This window comes from Herbaspirillum rhizosphaerae (assembly GCF_046025915.1).
Lineage (GTDB): Bacteria > Pseudomonadota > Gammaproteobacteria > Burkholderiales > Burkholderiaceae_D > Herbaspirillum > Herbaspirillum rhizosphaerae_A.
The window spans coordinates 20,530-33,159 of the sequence record NZ_JAQQFR010000019.1; the positions used below are offsets into that span (position 1 = coordinate 20,530).

The 12,630-nt window shown below is 58.7% G+C and carries 12 protein-coding genes; 7 read left to right on the forward strand and 5 right to left on the reverse strand.

What is annotated here, in order from left to right:
- Nucleotides 1-126 precede the first annotated feature (126 nt).
- The 6 genes from PQR63_RS22235 to PQR63_RS22260 all read left to right on the forward strand — a co-directional run bounded on the left by PQR63_RS22235 (nucleotide 127) and on the right by PQR63_RS22260 (nucleotide 6,752).
- Entirely contained in the window at nucleotides 127-1,296 is a 1,170-nt protein-coding gene (locus PQR63_RS22235) for an acyl-CoA dehydrogenase family protein (RefSeq protein WP_408170283.1), read from the forward strand.
- Entirely contained in the window at nucleotides 1,296-1,955 is a 660-nt protein-coding gene (locus PQR63_RS22240) for a TetR-type transcription factor C-terminal domain-containing protein (protein ID WP_408170286.1), read from the forward strand. Before PQR63_RS22235 ends, PQR63_RS22240 begins: the two co-directional genes overlap by 1 nt.
- Nucleotides 1,955-3,295, forward strand: coding sequence for a phenylacetate--CoA ligase family protein (locus PQR63_RS22245; protein ID WP_408170289.1), 1,341 nt, complete (start codon nucleotides 1,955-1,957; stop codon nucleotides 3,293-3,295). The genes PQR63_RS22240 and PQR63_RS22245 overlap by 1 nt, the downstream gene beginning before the upstream one ends.
- 119 nt (nucleotides 3,296-3,414) lie before the next feature.
- Nucleotides 3,415-4,188, forward strand: a complete 774-nt coding sequence (locus PQR63_RS22250; protein WP_408170292.1) for an enoyl-CoA hydratase/isomerase family protein — start codon at nucleotides 3,415-3,417, stop codon at nucleotides 4,186-4,188.
- Nucleotides 4,189-4,309: 121 nt separating this feature from the next.
- Nucleotides 4,310-5,398, forward strand: coding sequence for an ABC transporter substrate-binding protein (locus tag PQR63_RS22255; protein WP_408170294.1), 1,089 nt, complete (start codon nucleotides 4,310-4,312; stop codon nucleotides 5,396-5,398).
- Between the two features lie 103 nt (nucleotides 5,399-5,501).
- A complete protein-coding gene (locus PQR63_RS22260; protein WP_408170297.1) occupies nucleotides 5,502-6,752 on the forward strand; it encodes a thiolase family protein in 1,251 nt (416 codons plus the stop codon).
- Nucleotides 6,753-6,774: 22 nt separating this feature from the next.
- Here the strand turns inward: PQR63_RS22260 and PQR63_RS22265 are convergent, their stop codons facing one another.
- From PQR63_RS22265 to PQR63_RS22275, 3 genes are all read right to left on the reverse strand, one after another.
- Nucleotides 6,775-7,029: a YkgJ family cysteine cluster protein gene (locus PQR63_RS22265; RefSeq protein ID WP_408170300.1), complete on the reverse strand. Its 255-nt coding sequence runs from the start codon at nucleotides 7,027-7,029 to the stop codon at nucleotides 6,775-6,777.
- A 91-nt stretch (nucleotides 7,030-7,120) separates the two neighbouring features.
- A complete protein-coding gene (locus PQR63_RS22270; protein WP_408170303.1) occupies nucleotides 7,121-9,232 on the reverse strand; it encodes a TonB-dependent receptor in 2,112 nt (703 codons plus the stop codon).
- A 64-nt stretch (nucleotides 9,233-9,296) separates the two neighbouring features.
- On the reverse strand, nucleotides 9,297-10,016 hold the full coding sequence (locus tag PQR63_RS22275) for a hypothetical protein (protein WP_408170306.1): 720 nt from the start codon (nucleotides 10,014-10,016) through the stop codon (nucleotides 9,297-9,299).
- A 262-nt stretch (nucleotides 10,017-10,278) separates the two neighbouring features.
- Here PQR63_RS22275 and PQR63_RS22280 point away from each other — a divergent pair, with 262 nt between their 5' ends.
- Nucleotides 10,279-11,187 carry a LysR family transcriptional regulator gene (locus PQR63_RS22280; protein WP_408170308.1) on the forward strand — a complete coding sequence of 303 codons (909 nt, stop codon included), beginning with the start codon at nucleotides 10,279-10,281 and terminating at the stop codon, nucleotides 11,185-11,187.
- On the opposite strand, the gene PQR63_RS22285 is transcribed toward PQR63_RS22280, so the two are convergent.
- Together PQR63_RS22285 and PQR63_RS22290 are read right to left on the reverse strand one after the other, a co-directional pair.
- The gene (locus PQR63_RS22285) at nucleotides 11,188-12,021 is read right to left on the reverse strand and encodes a pirin family protein (protein WP_408170311.1); all 834 of its coding nucleotides are present in this window, start codon (nucleotides 12,019-12,021) and stop codon (nucleotides 11,188-11,190) included.
- 287 nt (nucleotides 12,022-12,308) lie between these two features.
- A complete protein-coding gene (locus PQR63_RS22290; RefSeq protein WP_094565471.1) occupies nucleotides 12,309-12,584 on the reverse strand; it encodes a DUF4148 domain-containing protein in 276 nt (91 codons plus the stop codon).
- Between the last annotated feature and the right edge of the window lie 46 nt (nucleotides 12,585-12,630).

Here is a 12,630-nt window from a genome sequence, read left to right on the forward strand (position 1 = left end):
GACCAACAAGTAAGCACGTTGGTTGACTCCATCCATACTACTTAGTATATTAGATCAAAGTCAATATAAGAAAAAGCCGCTCTACAACACACCTGCAGCCGCACCTCACACGGCAATGGAGAGAAGATGGCGATTATTTGGGACCCTCCGCTTACTGAGGAGGCTCGTAGCTGGCGAGACATTGCACGCCGGCTTGCGCATGATCAGTTGGCCCCGCTTGCGGCCGAGATCGATCGCGATCAGCGCTACCCACACGAAAACGTTCAGGCACTACACGAGAGCGGCATCGGCTCGATGTTCATCCCCAAAGAATATGGGGGAGGCGGCGCATCGCTGGTGGCGTTCTGCGCCGTCATCGAAGAGCTCGCGCGTGCCTGCGCATCCACCAGCGGGATCGTCGCAACCTTGCAGCTGGGCGCGCTGCCGTTACTACGTGCCGGCACTTGCGCACAAAAAGACACCTACATCCGCTCCATCGTCGCCAGGCGTGAATCGATTTCCTTCGCGCTGAGCGAGCGCGAGGCGGGCTCGGATCCCTCCAACATGCAAACCCTCGCCGTTCCGGAAAACGGCGGCTGGCGCCTGCGCGGAGAAAAACGCTGGATCGGCGGCGGCGGCGAATGCGCCTACTACGTGGTATTTGCGCAAACCGAACCGGGCAAGGGACGCGCAGGCATCGCCGCCTTCATCGTCTCGGCCAACGCCGACGGTGTGCGCGATGACGCGCGCGAAGACAAGATGGGCATGCGCGGTACCGTCAACACCACCGTCGTACTGGATACCTGGGTACCGGACGAAAGCATGATCGCCGCACCCGGCAAAGCACTCAAGCTCGCCCTCGAAGCATTGAACGTCGGACGCGTCGTCGTGGCGGCGCAATCGAACGGCATTGCGCTCGCGGCATTCACCGCTGCGGCACGCCGTGCGGCGGTGCGCACCACCTTCGGACAGCATCTGGTTGACCATCAGGGAATAGGTTTCAAGCTTTCTGATGTCGCAACTCGGCTATCCGCAGGTAGAATGCTTGCATACGAGACCGCCCGCAGTTTCGATACCGGTCAGGATGTCGCGCTCATCGGCGCCCAAGCAAAGTTGTTCTGCAGCGAGGCTGCCCATGACGCAGTCGATATCGGCGTACAGGTATTTGGGGGGGAAGGTTTCGTGAAGCCTTCGCTCGTCGAGCGTCTTTATCGTGATCAGCGCGCCACCGAAATTTATGAAGGTACTTCGGAGATCCAGAGACTGGTGCTCGCACGGGCGATACATGCGGAGTTTAATAATGAGGAGCAAGCATAATGAAGGTCGACACAGCACGTCCCACATCGACAACAAATGAATTTGCCGGAGACGATACTGATCCACGCAGCGAGATTCTCGATGCAGCGGCTCTGGCATTCATGACAAAAGGTTATGCCGCTACCAGCATCGACGATGTCGCCGACATTCTCAGCGCCACCAAGGGCAAGATCTACCATCACTACCGCAAGAAAGCCGACTTGTTCTTCGACGTGCACAAGCGTGGCATGGAAATGGATCTGGCCGCCGTGCAAGCTGCTGCCTCGCTGTCGCATCAGAAGGCGATCGACAAGCTGCGTGCAATGACACTGGCGCACATCACCGTGATCATGGATCACCTGCCCTACCAGCGCGTTGCCGTGCAAGGTCTGGAAATGCATCTGGCCGGCGAAACCACTGCCGCTCAACGCGAAGTCCTGTCCGAAATTCTGGTGCTGCGCGATCAATACGAAAACCTGTTCCGCGACACCATCCGCCTGGTCATGGAAGAAGGCCACGCGCCGCAGCAAGATCTGCAGATCGTGGTGAAGGCATTCTTCGGCGCACTCAACTGGACCACCATCTGGTTCCGTCCGCGCACCGATCAGACCGAAGCTGAGAAGCTCACCGTCGCCGACACTATCGCTACCTTTGCCATTCGCGGGCTCGGAGCGGCGTAATGCGCTCCGGTGCGCTCCTCGCCGCCGCGCCCTTGCATCTCGATCCCGCCGAAAGCTGGGATCGTGCCACGCTGGAATCATTCCAGCTGGCGAAGCTGCGTACGCAACTGGCGCGGCTCGCTCAGGACAGCGCCTACTATGCGCCGCTGTTCAAACGGCTAGGCTGGAACGCCGGCGAACTTGATTCGCTGGCCGACCTGAGCAAGCTGCCGTTCACGACCAAATCCGACTACGTCAATTCCATCGGTCCCGATGCGCCCTTCGGCCAGTTTATGACTGTGCCGCGGAGCGACGTGCTGCGCATGCATTTTTCCTCCGGCACGACATCGGCGCCGACACCGCAGTTCTGGACCCAGCACGATCTTGACCGCTGGGCCGCGATGTATGCACGCCATTCGCACGCCCAAGGCATCGGCCCGGACGACATCGTGCAATGCATGTACAGTTACACCTGGTTCGTCGGTGGCCTCGGCGCCACGGCCGGTTATCAAGGCGTCGGCGCCATGGTGATTCCGGCCGGCAGCCAGGATACCGAACGCCAGATCAATACCCTGTTCACCTACGGCAGCACCGTGTTGTGCGGCACGCCTTCGTTCATCACGCATCTGGCGGAAGAAGTCCGCAAGCGCGGACGCGACCCGGCCACGTCAACCGTGCGCACCATCATGATGGGTGGCGAACCCGGCGCCAGCATCCCTGCCACACGCAAGCGCATTGAAGAACTATGGGGCGCACGCGCCTACGATGCCTACGGCTGCCTGGAATTTCAGCCGATCGCCGGCGAATGCGCAGCGCAAGCCGGTCTGCATCTGGCGGAAGATTTTCTCTATGCCGAAGTAGTCGACGCCGACACCCGCCAGGCCGTCCCCGATGGCACACCAGGCGTGCTGGTGGTGACCCATCTCGACAAACAGGCCGGGCCGCTGGTGCGCTGGTGGACGGGTGACATCGTGGTGCGCGACTCCACACCCTGCACGTGCGGCCGCACGCATGCACGCCTGCTTGGCGGCGTGCGTGGACGTGCCGATGACATGTTGGTGGTGCGCGGCATCAACGTTTTCCCTTCCGCCGTCGAAGAGGTGGTGCGCAATTCGCCCGGCCTTGGCGACGAATATCAGCTGGTGATCAATGCCTCTGTCTATGATGCCGGCGGCTTCATGAAATCCATCCACGTGCGCGTGGAGCAAAGCGATGCATCGGCAGATGCAGAACAACTGGCAGCACAGTTGGTGCGTGATATAAAAGAGAAATTGCAAGTCGGCGCTGCTGTAGAGGTACTGCCTTTTGGAACGCTCACACGCAGCACGCACAAGGCAAAACGACTGGCCAGGGAAGACTGACCGGCGACAGGACACAACAGCATCGGAATATAAAAACAAAGAAGCCGCAACATATCAACAAGGCTCATTTTCCACGGGTAGCACCGATCAGCGCCAAAGCAACATCAGGAGGAGCGGACATGGAAGCCATCGTCACCGTCGAGCATACCGACGCCATCGCCTGGGTCAGCATGAACCAGCCCGAGCGGCGCAATGCCTTGACGCCTGAAATGCGCGACGCCCTGATCGACGCCTTCGAACGACTCGCGGAAAATGCCGACTGCCGCGCCGTCATCCTGGGCGGCAGCGACCGCAGCTTCTGCGCCGGCGGCGACCTCTCTAGCCTACCCTCGGGCGACACGCTCGCCAGCCGCAAACGCATGGCGCAGGCACATCGCCTGCTGCGCCTGATTACCGAACTCTCCAAACCAGTCGTCGCCGCCGTCGACGGCACCGCATTCGGCGCCGGCATGTCGCTGGCACTGGCCTGTGATTACGTCGTTTGCAGCGAACGGGCACGCTTCTGTACGGCCTTCTCCAACGTCGGCTTGATGGCGGACATGGGCTTGCTATGGTCTTTGCCGCAGCGTGTAAGCGCCGGCCAAGTGCGCCGCCTGCTGTTCACCAGCGCGGTTGTCGACGGCGATGAGGCACTGCGCCTCGGTCTTGCCGATCAGTTGGTCACCTCGGAAGAACTCCATCAGAGTGCGCTCGACATCGCCACGCAATTTACCGGTGCGCCGCCGCTGTCGGTGGCGCTGACCAAAGCGGCACTCACCCGCATGCCGGCGCCGTTGCAAAATGTGATGGGACTGGAACTCGACGGCCAGTCGCAATTGTTTTCCAGTGCAGATTTCACGGAAGGGCGTTATGCCTTTCTGGAAAAAAGACGGCCGCAGTTCCAGGGCCGCTGACCCGTTTTATTTACACGTTTCAGTTGCTGGCATCATTACTCGCTTTACAGTCAGATTCGTACCTGCGGGTATGCATGGACATCAGTTAGGATTCCGCTCGTCAACACATCGAGGAAATGTCATGAAAAGAATAGTCACTGCTTTCAAGTCGCCACTCTGCGCTGCCCTCGCCGGTATTTTCGCCAGCACCGTGATGGTCGCACCGGCCATGGCGCAGGAAAGAGAAAAGGTCACTATCGCGATCGGTACCGATGTGCTTGATGCCTCGCAAGCCAACAATACCTCGCTGCCGATTTACACCAAATGCTGGGAGAACGCCGGTCTCGATGTCACGCTGCAACCGACCAATTCCACCACCGCCATGCAGGCAGTGCTGACCGGCCAGGCCGACATGGTCAACATGGGACCGGCGGCGGCGATCATCGCGCGTACCAAAGGCGCGCCGCTGAAAGCGGTGTACCTGAACATGCGCCATAACTTCCAGTTCCCGGTAGTGCTCGACTCGTCGCCGATCAAGACGCTCAGCGACTTCAAGGGCAAGACGATCGGCGTAATCTCATACGGCGCGCAGATGGTGCAGATCTTCAAGGGCATGCTCAGTGAAGCCGGCGTCAATCCGGACAAGGACGTGACCTTTGTCGAAACCGGCTCCGGCGCGCAAGCCGTCACCGCCTTGTCGCGCGGCCGCGTCGACATCTGGGGTACCTGGGATTCGCAGATCGCCACGGCAGAAAACATGGGGCTGAAACTGCGCCGCTTCTCATCCCCGTTTGCCGACAAGCTTAATTTCGGCGGATCGTATTTCGTACGCGACGACATGATTACCAAGCGTCCCAAGACCATCGAAAAAGTCTTGCGCTGTGTTGCCATGGGTTCGGTCAGCGTGCTGGCCAATCCGCAGGGCGCGCTCAAGGCCCACTGGAAAATCTTCCCCCTGACCAAGCCGTCGAGCGTGGATGAAGCCACCGCCATCAAACAGGGCCTGCACCTGATCCAGACACGCGGCGAATTCCTCAAGCTGGAACCGGGCGTCAAATGGGGTGAAATCCCGATCAGCGCCGTGGCCAACATGGTCGCCTTCATGAAGGCCAACAACGTCATCCAGACCAGCCCCAAACTGGAAGACCTATACACCAACCAGTTCATCGCCGGTATCAACAACTTCGATACGGCCAAGGTGGTGGCTGCGGCCAAAGCGCTGCCGCAATAAGCCAAGCTCAGCCAGACTCGTCTTTCGTCTTCGATTTACGCTACCGGTCGCGTTTGAATCGCGACCGGTAACGGCCCTTCCCTCTTTACCAGCAGGTCGCCTCATGACAAAAACCGTCTATGTCGCCGGCATTGGTATGACGCCGCTCGGCAAACATCTTGATAAGTCCGTCAAACAACTGACCGCCGCCGCAGTCGAACTGGCGCTGCAAGATGCCGGCATCGGCAAAGGTGCCATCGAAGCGGCGTGGTTCTGCAATACGCGCCAGGGTGCGCTGGAGGGGCAGCACGGCGTGCGCGGTCAAGCCTCGCTGCGCGCGATGGGATTCGAAGGCATTCCGATCTTCAACACCGATAATGCCTGCGCCAGTTCCAGCTCGGGATTGATGCAGGCCTATGCAGCAGTGCGCGCCGGTTTGTACGAAGTGGCGCTGGTGGTCGGCACGGAAAAGATGAACTACCCGCACAAGCGCCAGGAGATGTTCGAAGCCTTCAAGGGCAGCTGGGATCGCGACCTCGCCGACCGCCACATGCAACAATTGCTGGCCATGGGCGCCGGGCTGGATCTTCCGCCGGAAGCGGCGGAGGCCAACAACGCCGCCGAACGCAGCGTGTTCATGGACATCTACGCGGCGCAGGCGCATTTCCACATGAAGACCTTCGGTACCACGCAACGCCAGATTGCCGCCGTCGCCGCAAAGAACCATTGGCATTCGCAATTCAATCCACTGGCGCAATACCGCACACCGATGAGCATAGAAGAAGTGCTGGCAGACAAGATGATTGCATGGCCGATCACACGCGCCATGTGCGCGCCGATGAGCGACGGCTCCTGTGCGCTGGTCGTGATGTCGGATTGGGCCGTAAAAAAAATGGGCAACGCATCGCGTGCGGTGAAAATCCGCGGCATCGCCGTCGGCAGCGGCACCGAACGCACACCCGAGCAATACGACCGCCACCTGACCCGTCTCACCGCACTCAAAGCCTACGACATGGCCGGCGTCGGCCCGCAGGATATTTTCGTCGCTGAATTGCACGACGCCTCAGCCATTGCCGAAATCCTGCACGCTGAAAATGTCGGCTTCTGCGCCTACGGCGACGGCGGCCCGCTGGCTGAAAGCGGCGACACCAAACTGGGCGGGCGCCTGCCGATCAACGTCTCCGGCGGCTTGCTCTCCAAGGGCCATCCGATTGGCGCGACCGGCGCCATCCAGATTCATGAACTGGTCACGCAGTTACGTGGCGAAGCCGGTCAACGGCAAGTGGAAGGCGCAAGAATGGGGCTGGCGGAAAACGGTGGAGGGTTTTACGGACTGGAAGAAGCGGCTTGCGTGGTGACGATACTGGAAAAATAGTGCTCGCAAAAAATACCAGAGATCAAGGCGCAGTGAGCTGCTCCAGCCGCGTCAGATAAAACATCCCCGCCTCACGGCTCTCGCCGCACATCTCGGCAGACGCCTGCAAACCGGAACAACACGCGGGCCGTTCCGGCTGGCCGAAAATCGCACATCGCAAGTCCTCCATCAGTTGCACGCAAGGCACGCCCGCCGGCTTGCCATTGGGCATGCCGGGAATCGGACTGGAGATGGAAGGCGCCGTGCAGCAGGCGCCGCATTGAGGACGGCAGTTCATATCAGGGAAATCGGGCAGGAAGGATAACGGACGGCATTGTACCGCCGATCTCGCTTCTCCCCTTATTCCTTCAATAGCGTCAAAGACATCATCAGAAACGATAGCGCATCGACAGATTTACCTGCGTCTTCGCCACCGGGTCAATCAGCAGAGCGGCCGTGCTGCCCACTGCAACCTCGCTGCTGTACTGATGTGGCTGGAGGACGAATGCGGCAGTCCAGTCGAACTTGCCGATGCTGTATGTCCCGCGCAGATCGTAGCGGGAATACGGACGCGAATAGCTCTTCACCAGCGGCGTTCCGGAGAAATACGGCACGCCGGAAATGAAGTAGGCATCGGCATTGAACAACAGCTTGCCCGCGGCAAACGGTGTGCTGTAGGCAGCGCCGGCCTTGTAGGTATCGCGCGGGACGGACAGGTCGCTGGCAGTGCCCGGCGCGGCGCTGTTGATGTGGGCGCGGATGATGCGGCCAAAGCTGCCGTACACACTGAAGTCGGCGGTGATGTCGTAGCTGCTGTCGATTTCCCAGCCGTCGCGCGTAGTATTGCCGACCGGTCCGAACACATTCGGTGCGATCTGAGCGATCTCACTGTCGTTGACGGTGTGATAGGTCGCCGCCGACATGCGCCATCGCGATGTCGGACGCAGGTTGAAACCGAAGTCGTAGGAAGTGACTTTCGACGGCTTCAGATCAGGAAATGCTGTGCCACCGCTCGCCCCCAACGGGCCAAGGGATCCGCTTGGACTCAGTTCGCTCTGCCCCGGTGAACGAAAACCGCTACCGCTGTTTGCAAACAGATCCAGACTGCTGACGGGTGTCCAGACGATGCCGAATTTCGGCGTGGCCACGGATTGTTTGTAGCTCAGCGACGCCGCCGGCAACTTGCGGTTGGTGATGTCGTAGTCGAAGGAATCAAGCCGCAGTCCCGCCAGCAGCTTGAGACTTTCGACCGGTTTGTACTGCCCCTGCGCAAAGACGCCGTAGGTCACCAGATCGAGATCCTGATCGAACGTGTAGTTGGCGCCGGGCAGACTGTTCGGCCAATTCTGATTGATCGCGCTGCCGACGTCACGACGGATGTCCGCCCCGATCGACAAGGCAGCCTTGTCGCCAAAGAGCATGTCGTAGACGCTGCGCGCGCCCATGATGCGACGGTCATCTTCGGCAACGTTGAGCGCCGTCGTGCTGGCGCCGGTGGCGCGGCGACGTTGATAATCTTCGACGTAGCCGGAAACACGCAAACCTTCTGCGCCGCTGGCCGGTGCACGTGACAGCACCAGGCTGCTGCGGCGTGAGTCGCCCCACAATGGCGGCGCGGTGGGATCGCGTTGCGTGTCGCTGACTTTGCCGCTGCGCAAATCGTTGACGTTGAGGAAGCCGGCGGCGTTCCAGTCAGCCTTCTGATACGCGGCCCGCAGTGCCCACAAGCTGTCGCCGTAGATCATCGATTCTTTGATGAAGATACTGCCGCGACGGCCATCGCTGTTGTCGCGAAAACCGTCGGTCTTATACAGATCAGCGACGATCAGCGACTGGATCGGGCCCGACTTGCCTGACAACACCGCATTGAGCCGTTTCGTCCCCTGACTGCCGACGGTGATACCGATGCTGTTTTCAGCGACGTTGCGCGTGGTGATGTTGACCGCGCCGGCGCGATTCTGATCGCCGTACAGCGCCGAGAACGGCCCCTTGATGACTTCGATGCTATCGATCATTTCCGGCGTGAGCCAGGACATATCGTTCATGCCATGATTGATCGCAGACGACGGCACGTTCTGCGGCACGCCGTCGACATAGACCGCCGTATCTGCGCCATGCGATGAGCTGAAAAATCCGCGCATCTTGATCGAATTGCCGATATCGCCCTGATCGAGCGTGTGCGCCATGATGCCGGGCACGCGGCGCAGCAGATCCGAGATGTCGCGGCCGACGTTGGTGCGGTCGATCTCGGCACGCTCAATCACCGTCACGCTGGTTGGCAGGCTGGCGGCGTCGTTTCTGACGACGGACTTGCTGATATTTTTGGCATCGTTCTTGCCGGCGCTGACGGAAATCTCGGGCAGGCTGTTGTTGCCGTTTGATTCAGTTTGCGGTGTTTGTAGTGCTTGTTGTGCGGATGCGCTCATCGCCACGCCCGCAGCGAGTACGCCGAGTGAATAGCGGCGACTGCTCTTTAATGCGTTCTTGATGTTAGTTTTCATAGGATTCCCCGATATTATTTTTTACTGCCTGATCTTCTCTTCTGTCTTCTTCCTTTTTTGCCTGTCAGTCGGCATGTTCATGCGCTGCATAGTTCGGCGTGAAAGTCTTGTTTCCTTTCGGCTGCACGACGGTCAGTCCCAGACGATGGCGAATGCGCTGGTATTTCAGCCCTTGAAATTCACCGCTGACATCTTCGAAGTAAGTTGCCTCGATCACGTAATTTCCTCGCCACGGCGTAGCGATGTTCAAGAGTCCGGCTTCGTCGGTTCTGATCTCATTGATCCAGCCGTTGGGCGCGATGAGCTTGGCTTTGAACTTCGCCAGCGGCACCCCCTTGAACGTAAATTTCAGCTGACTCGGTTGTCCTGTGGGCACGGCATCCAGATCCAATGCCGCTGGAAATGCGTGATCGATCTGAACGTGACGCACGTAGAAATTGAGCTTGAGAATACCCAACTTGTAGGCGCTCAGATCTTTGACCGGGATCAGCAGATCCTGCCCGATCAGGCTTTCGGTGGCTGAGATTGCCGGGGCGGATACAAATCCGTCATGCGTTTTATTCAGGCTGCGCTCGGTAATTGCGCCACTCTGGCTTTGTATTTTTGCGGAGAGATTGGCGAACTCATCGACCCGGCCCGGCGAGCTTTCACGTACGTTTTCATCGACACCGCCGAAGTAGATCAGGTTGCCTTTGGCGGTATTTTCTGACCAGAGATAATGCGCTTGCGCCGGCATGGACGCGAACAGAGACAAGACTGCAAAGGCAGACAGAAGAGTTTTCATTTTTCAGATAAGGTGGAAACGCGATGGAGGAAGGTGCGGCCGCAATCGTCCGGAGGAGAATCCTGCAAACACATGCGCGCACCATTTGCAATAGTGTTGCATTATGCAGTAGATGCAACACTGTTGCAATAAGCATCTTTTGCGACGATAACGCATTCTTTTCAGGAATCTGTTTCTTCCGGCAGGCACGCGATTTCTTGCGGCTGCGGCATAATCCCCAGAGAAACGACAACAACAAGATTAAAAGTAAAAGGGAAGGCTCATGACGCAGGACCTCAATGATCTCTACTACTTCGCCGTCGTGGTGGAACATCGCGGCTTTGCCGCCGCAGGCCGGGCATTGGGTATCCCGAAGTCGAAACTGAGCAGACGCATTGCGCAGCTTGAAGAGCGCCTGGGCACGCGCCTGATTCAGCGCTCCACGCGCAGCCTGTCGGTGACCGAACTGGGTCAGAGCTATTACGAACACTGCAAGGCCATGCTGGTGGAAGCCGAAGCCGCGCAGGAGGCCATTGAACGCAATCGCGCCGAACCACAAGGCACAGTGCGACTGACTTGTCCGGTGGCGCTGCTGCATGGACGCGTGGGTGTGATGCTGGCGGATTTTTTGATGGAACATCCACGGGTCACCTTGCAGGTGGAATCGACCAACCGCCGTGTGGATGTCATCAATGAAGGTGTTGACGTGGCCTTGCGTGTGCGTCTGCCTCCGTTGGAGGACAGCGACCTGGTGCTGAAGACTTTCGGCGTGCGTCACTGGTGCCTGACCGCGAGTCCTGCTCTGCTGGAAAAATGCCGGGTGCCGGAAGTACCTGCCGACCTGCATCGTTTCCCCAGCCTGAGCATGACGATTCCTGCGGAAGATCACGTCTGGTATCTGGAAAACACCGATGGCGAGACCGCCTCCATCCGCTACAACCCGCGCATGATGACGGACGATACGACCGCGCTGAAACGCGCAGCCGTCGCTGGCGCGGGAATCGTATTCCTGCCGACGATGGTGGTGATCGATGAGCTGAGAAACGGCAGCCTGGTCAAGGTGCTGCCGGACTGGGCGCCAAAGTCAGGCATCATCCACGCCGTGTATTCGTCGCGCCGCTTTCTGTTGCCGTCGGTGCGGCAATTGATCGATTTTCTGGCGAAGCGTTTTGAAGAATTGGAAGATTACTGATCAAGCCGCGACCGAGCTTGTCGCCGGCATGGCGCTGCTCAGCATATTGATTGGATCACCGCTTAGCAGCAGCGCGGTGGTGCTGGCATGCGTTTCGAGGAAGATGCCTTCCCCCTGGGCATCCAACATCACGACTTCACCGGCGCGCGCAGTCTGATCGCCGTTGATCATGACCGAACCGCTCAGGATTGCCAGCAGCAGCGTACGCCCTTCAACCGTTTTCAATTCGCTGGCGCAGCGCGACTTCAGCTGTAGCTCCCATACATCGAACGACGACGATGTCGGCACCGCACCGCGATGGCTCGCACAATTGCCGGCGATGACGCGGATGTAACCGCCATCCTCGGGCAAGTTCAGTGTTGGAATTGCATCGACGCCGACGACCTTCTCTGCCGGTGCAGGATGCAGATGGTTCGGACAATCCGATACCGGCAACGGCAAGTCGATCCATAGCTGCAGCATCTCGATCACGTCGTTGCGTCTTGTGCTGACGGGCCGAAATTTGCCGGGTGCAGTGGTGTCGGAAACGGTCACCCATTGCACATCGCCCGCCCCGATCAACTCTGTCTTCCCGGACGCATCGGTATATTCCAACTGGCCTTGATAAACCAGAGTGAGCATCTTGCAATTGCTGTAGGTGTGCGGCCTGACGGCAATGGCATTGTCCGCCGCAGGCACAAGAGTCGGGATGGGTGTCGGTACAACATGGTCGAGCGACAAAAAAGGACTGACGTGCCGGCCCAGCGTACGCTGCGAAAAAAGCGTGCGCGCCAGCAAGCCGTCGCCGATGCGATGCTGCCTGGTGCCGCTGTAGATGCCGAGAATTTTTTTCATGATTCGTCCTCCTGTTTGTCACTCCGGGCTTGCGCGCAAGGAGATACCTCAGGAGTAAAGCAATCCTTCATTCAGTCGTGAAATAAAAAAGAAAAAAACGGAAGTACTGCGAAAGACAATGCGGGTGCGCTGAAGACATCCGCTTGCAAGATCAGAGTGCGGGGGACAACTGATCTTGCAAGGGTGTAAAACGAGACCTCTTGCGAGGCTGAAAGCTGTTGGCGTGCTGGAGGATCTGGCGGAAACGGTGGCAACTGCTAGAAGAACACCTATCCGTCATGCAAACCTCAGGCGCCGATATCGAGCGACTTGCTGCGGTCGACTTGCTTCAATTCTTCCTTGACGGCCTGACGTGTCACGGTCGACTTGTGTTGCACTTCAACCGGATACAGATCGTTGCTGATGATTTCGCCATTGGCGCGTGCTTGCTTCAGTTCTTCGATCACTTGGGCACGTGTCTTGTGCGAAGCAATTTGTGTTTCTGGTGGGTAGGCTTCTTCAGCCATTGCGCTGCCGATGACGGAGAGGAAAAGCAGGCCTGTAGCAATTTTCTTGATGTTCATGATAGTTCCTTGGTATGTCGATGATATCGATGGTAGTGATGAGTAA

What these genes read in the sequence shown, in the direction of transcription:
- PQR63_RS22235 (WP_408170283.1), top strand. Translation starts at nt 127, where the DNA reads ATGGCGATTATTTGGGACCCTCCGCTTACTGAGGAGGCTCGTAGCTGG.
- PQR63_RS22240 (WP_408170286.1), top strand. Translation starts at nt 1,296, where the DNA reads ATGAAGGTCGACACAGCACGTCCCACATCGACAACAAATGAATTTGCC.
- PQR63_RS22245 (WP_408170289.1), top strand. Translation starts at nt 1,955, where the DNA reads ATGCGCTCCGGTGCGCTCCTCGCCGCCGCGCCCTTGCATCTCGATCCC.
- PQR63_RS22250 (WP_408170292.1), top strand. Translation starts at nt 3,415, where the DNA reads ATGGAAGCCATCGTCACCGTCGAGCATACCGACGCCATCGCCTGGGTC.
- PQR63_RS22255 (WP_408170294.1), top strand. Translation starts at nt 4,310, where the DNA reads ATGAAAAGAATAGTCACTGCTTTCAAGTCGCCACTCTGCGCTGCCCTC.
- PQR63_RS22260 (WP_408170297.1), top strand. Translation starts at nt 5,502, where the DNA reads ATGACAAAAACCGTCTATGTCGCCGGCATTGGTATGACGCCGCTCGGC.
- PQR63_RS22265 (WP_408170300.1), bottom strand. Translation starts at nt 7,029, where the DNA reads ATGAACTGCCGTCCTCAATGCGGCGCCTGCTGCACGGCGCCTTCCATC.
- PQR63_RS22270 (WP_408170303.1), bottom strand. Translation starts at nt 9,232, where the DNA reads ATGAAAACTAACATCAAGAACGCATTAAAGAGCAGTCGCCGCTATTCA.
- PQR63_RS22275 (WP_408170306.1), bottom strand. Translation starts at nt 10,016, where the DNA reads ATGAAAACTCTTCTGTCTGCCTTTGCAGTCTTGTCTCTGTTCGCGTCC.
- PQR63_RS22280 (WP_408170308.1), top strand. Translation starts at nt 10,279, where the DNA reads ATGACGCAGGACCTCAATGATCTCTACTACTTCGCCGTCGTGGTGGAA.
- PQR63_RS22285 (WP_408170311.1), bottom strand. Translation starts at nt 12,021, where the DNA reads ATGAAAAAAATTCTCGGCATCTACAGCGGCACCAGGCAGCATCGCATC.
- PQR63_RS22290 (WP_094565471.1), bottom strand. Translation starts at nt 12,584, where the DNA reads ATGAACATCAAGAAAATTGCTACAGGCCTGCTTTTCCTCTCCGTCATC.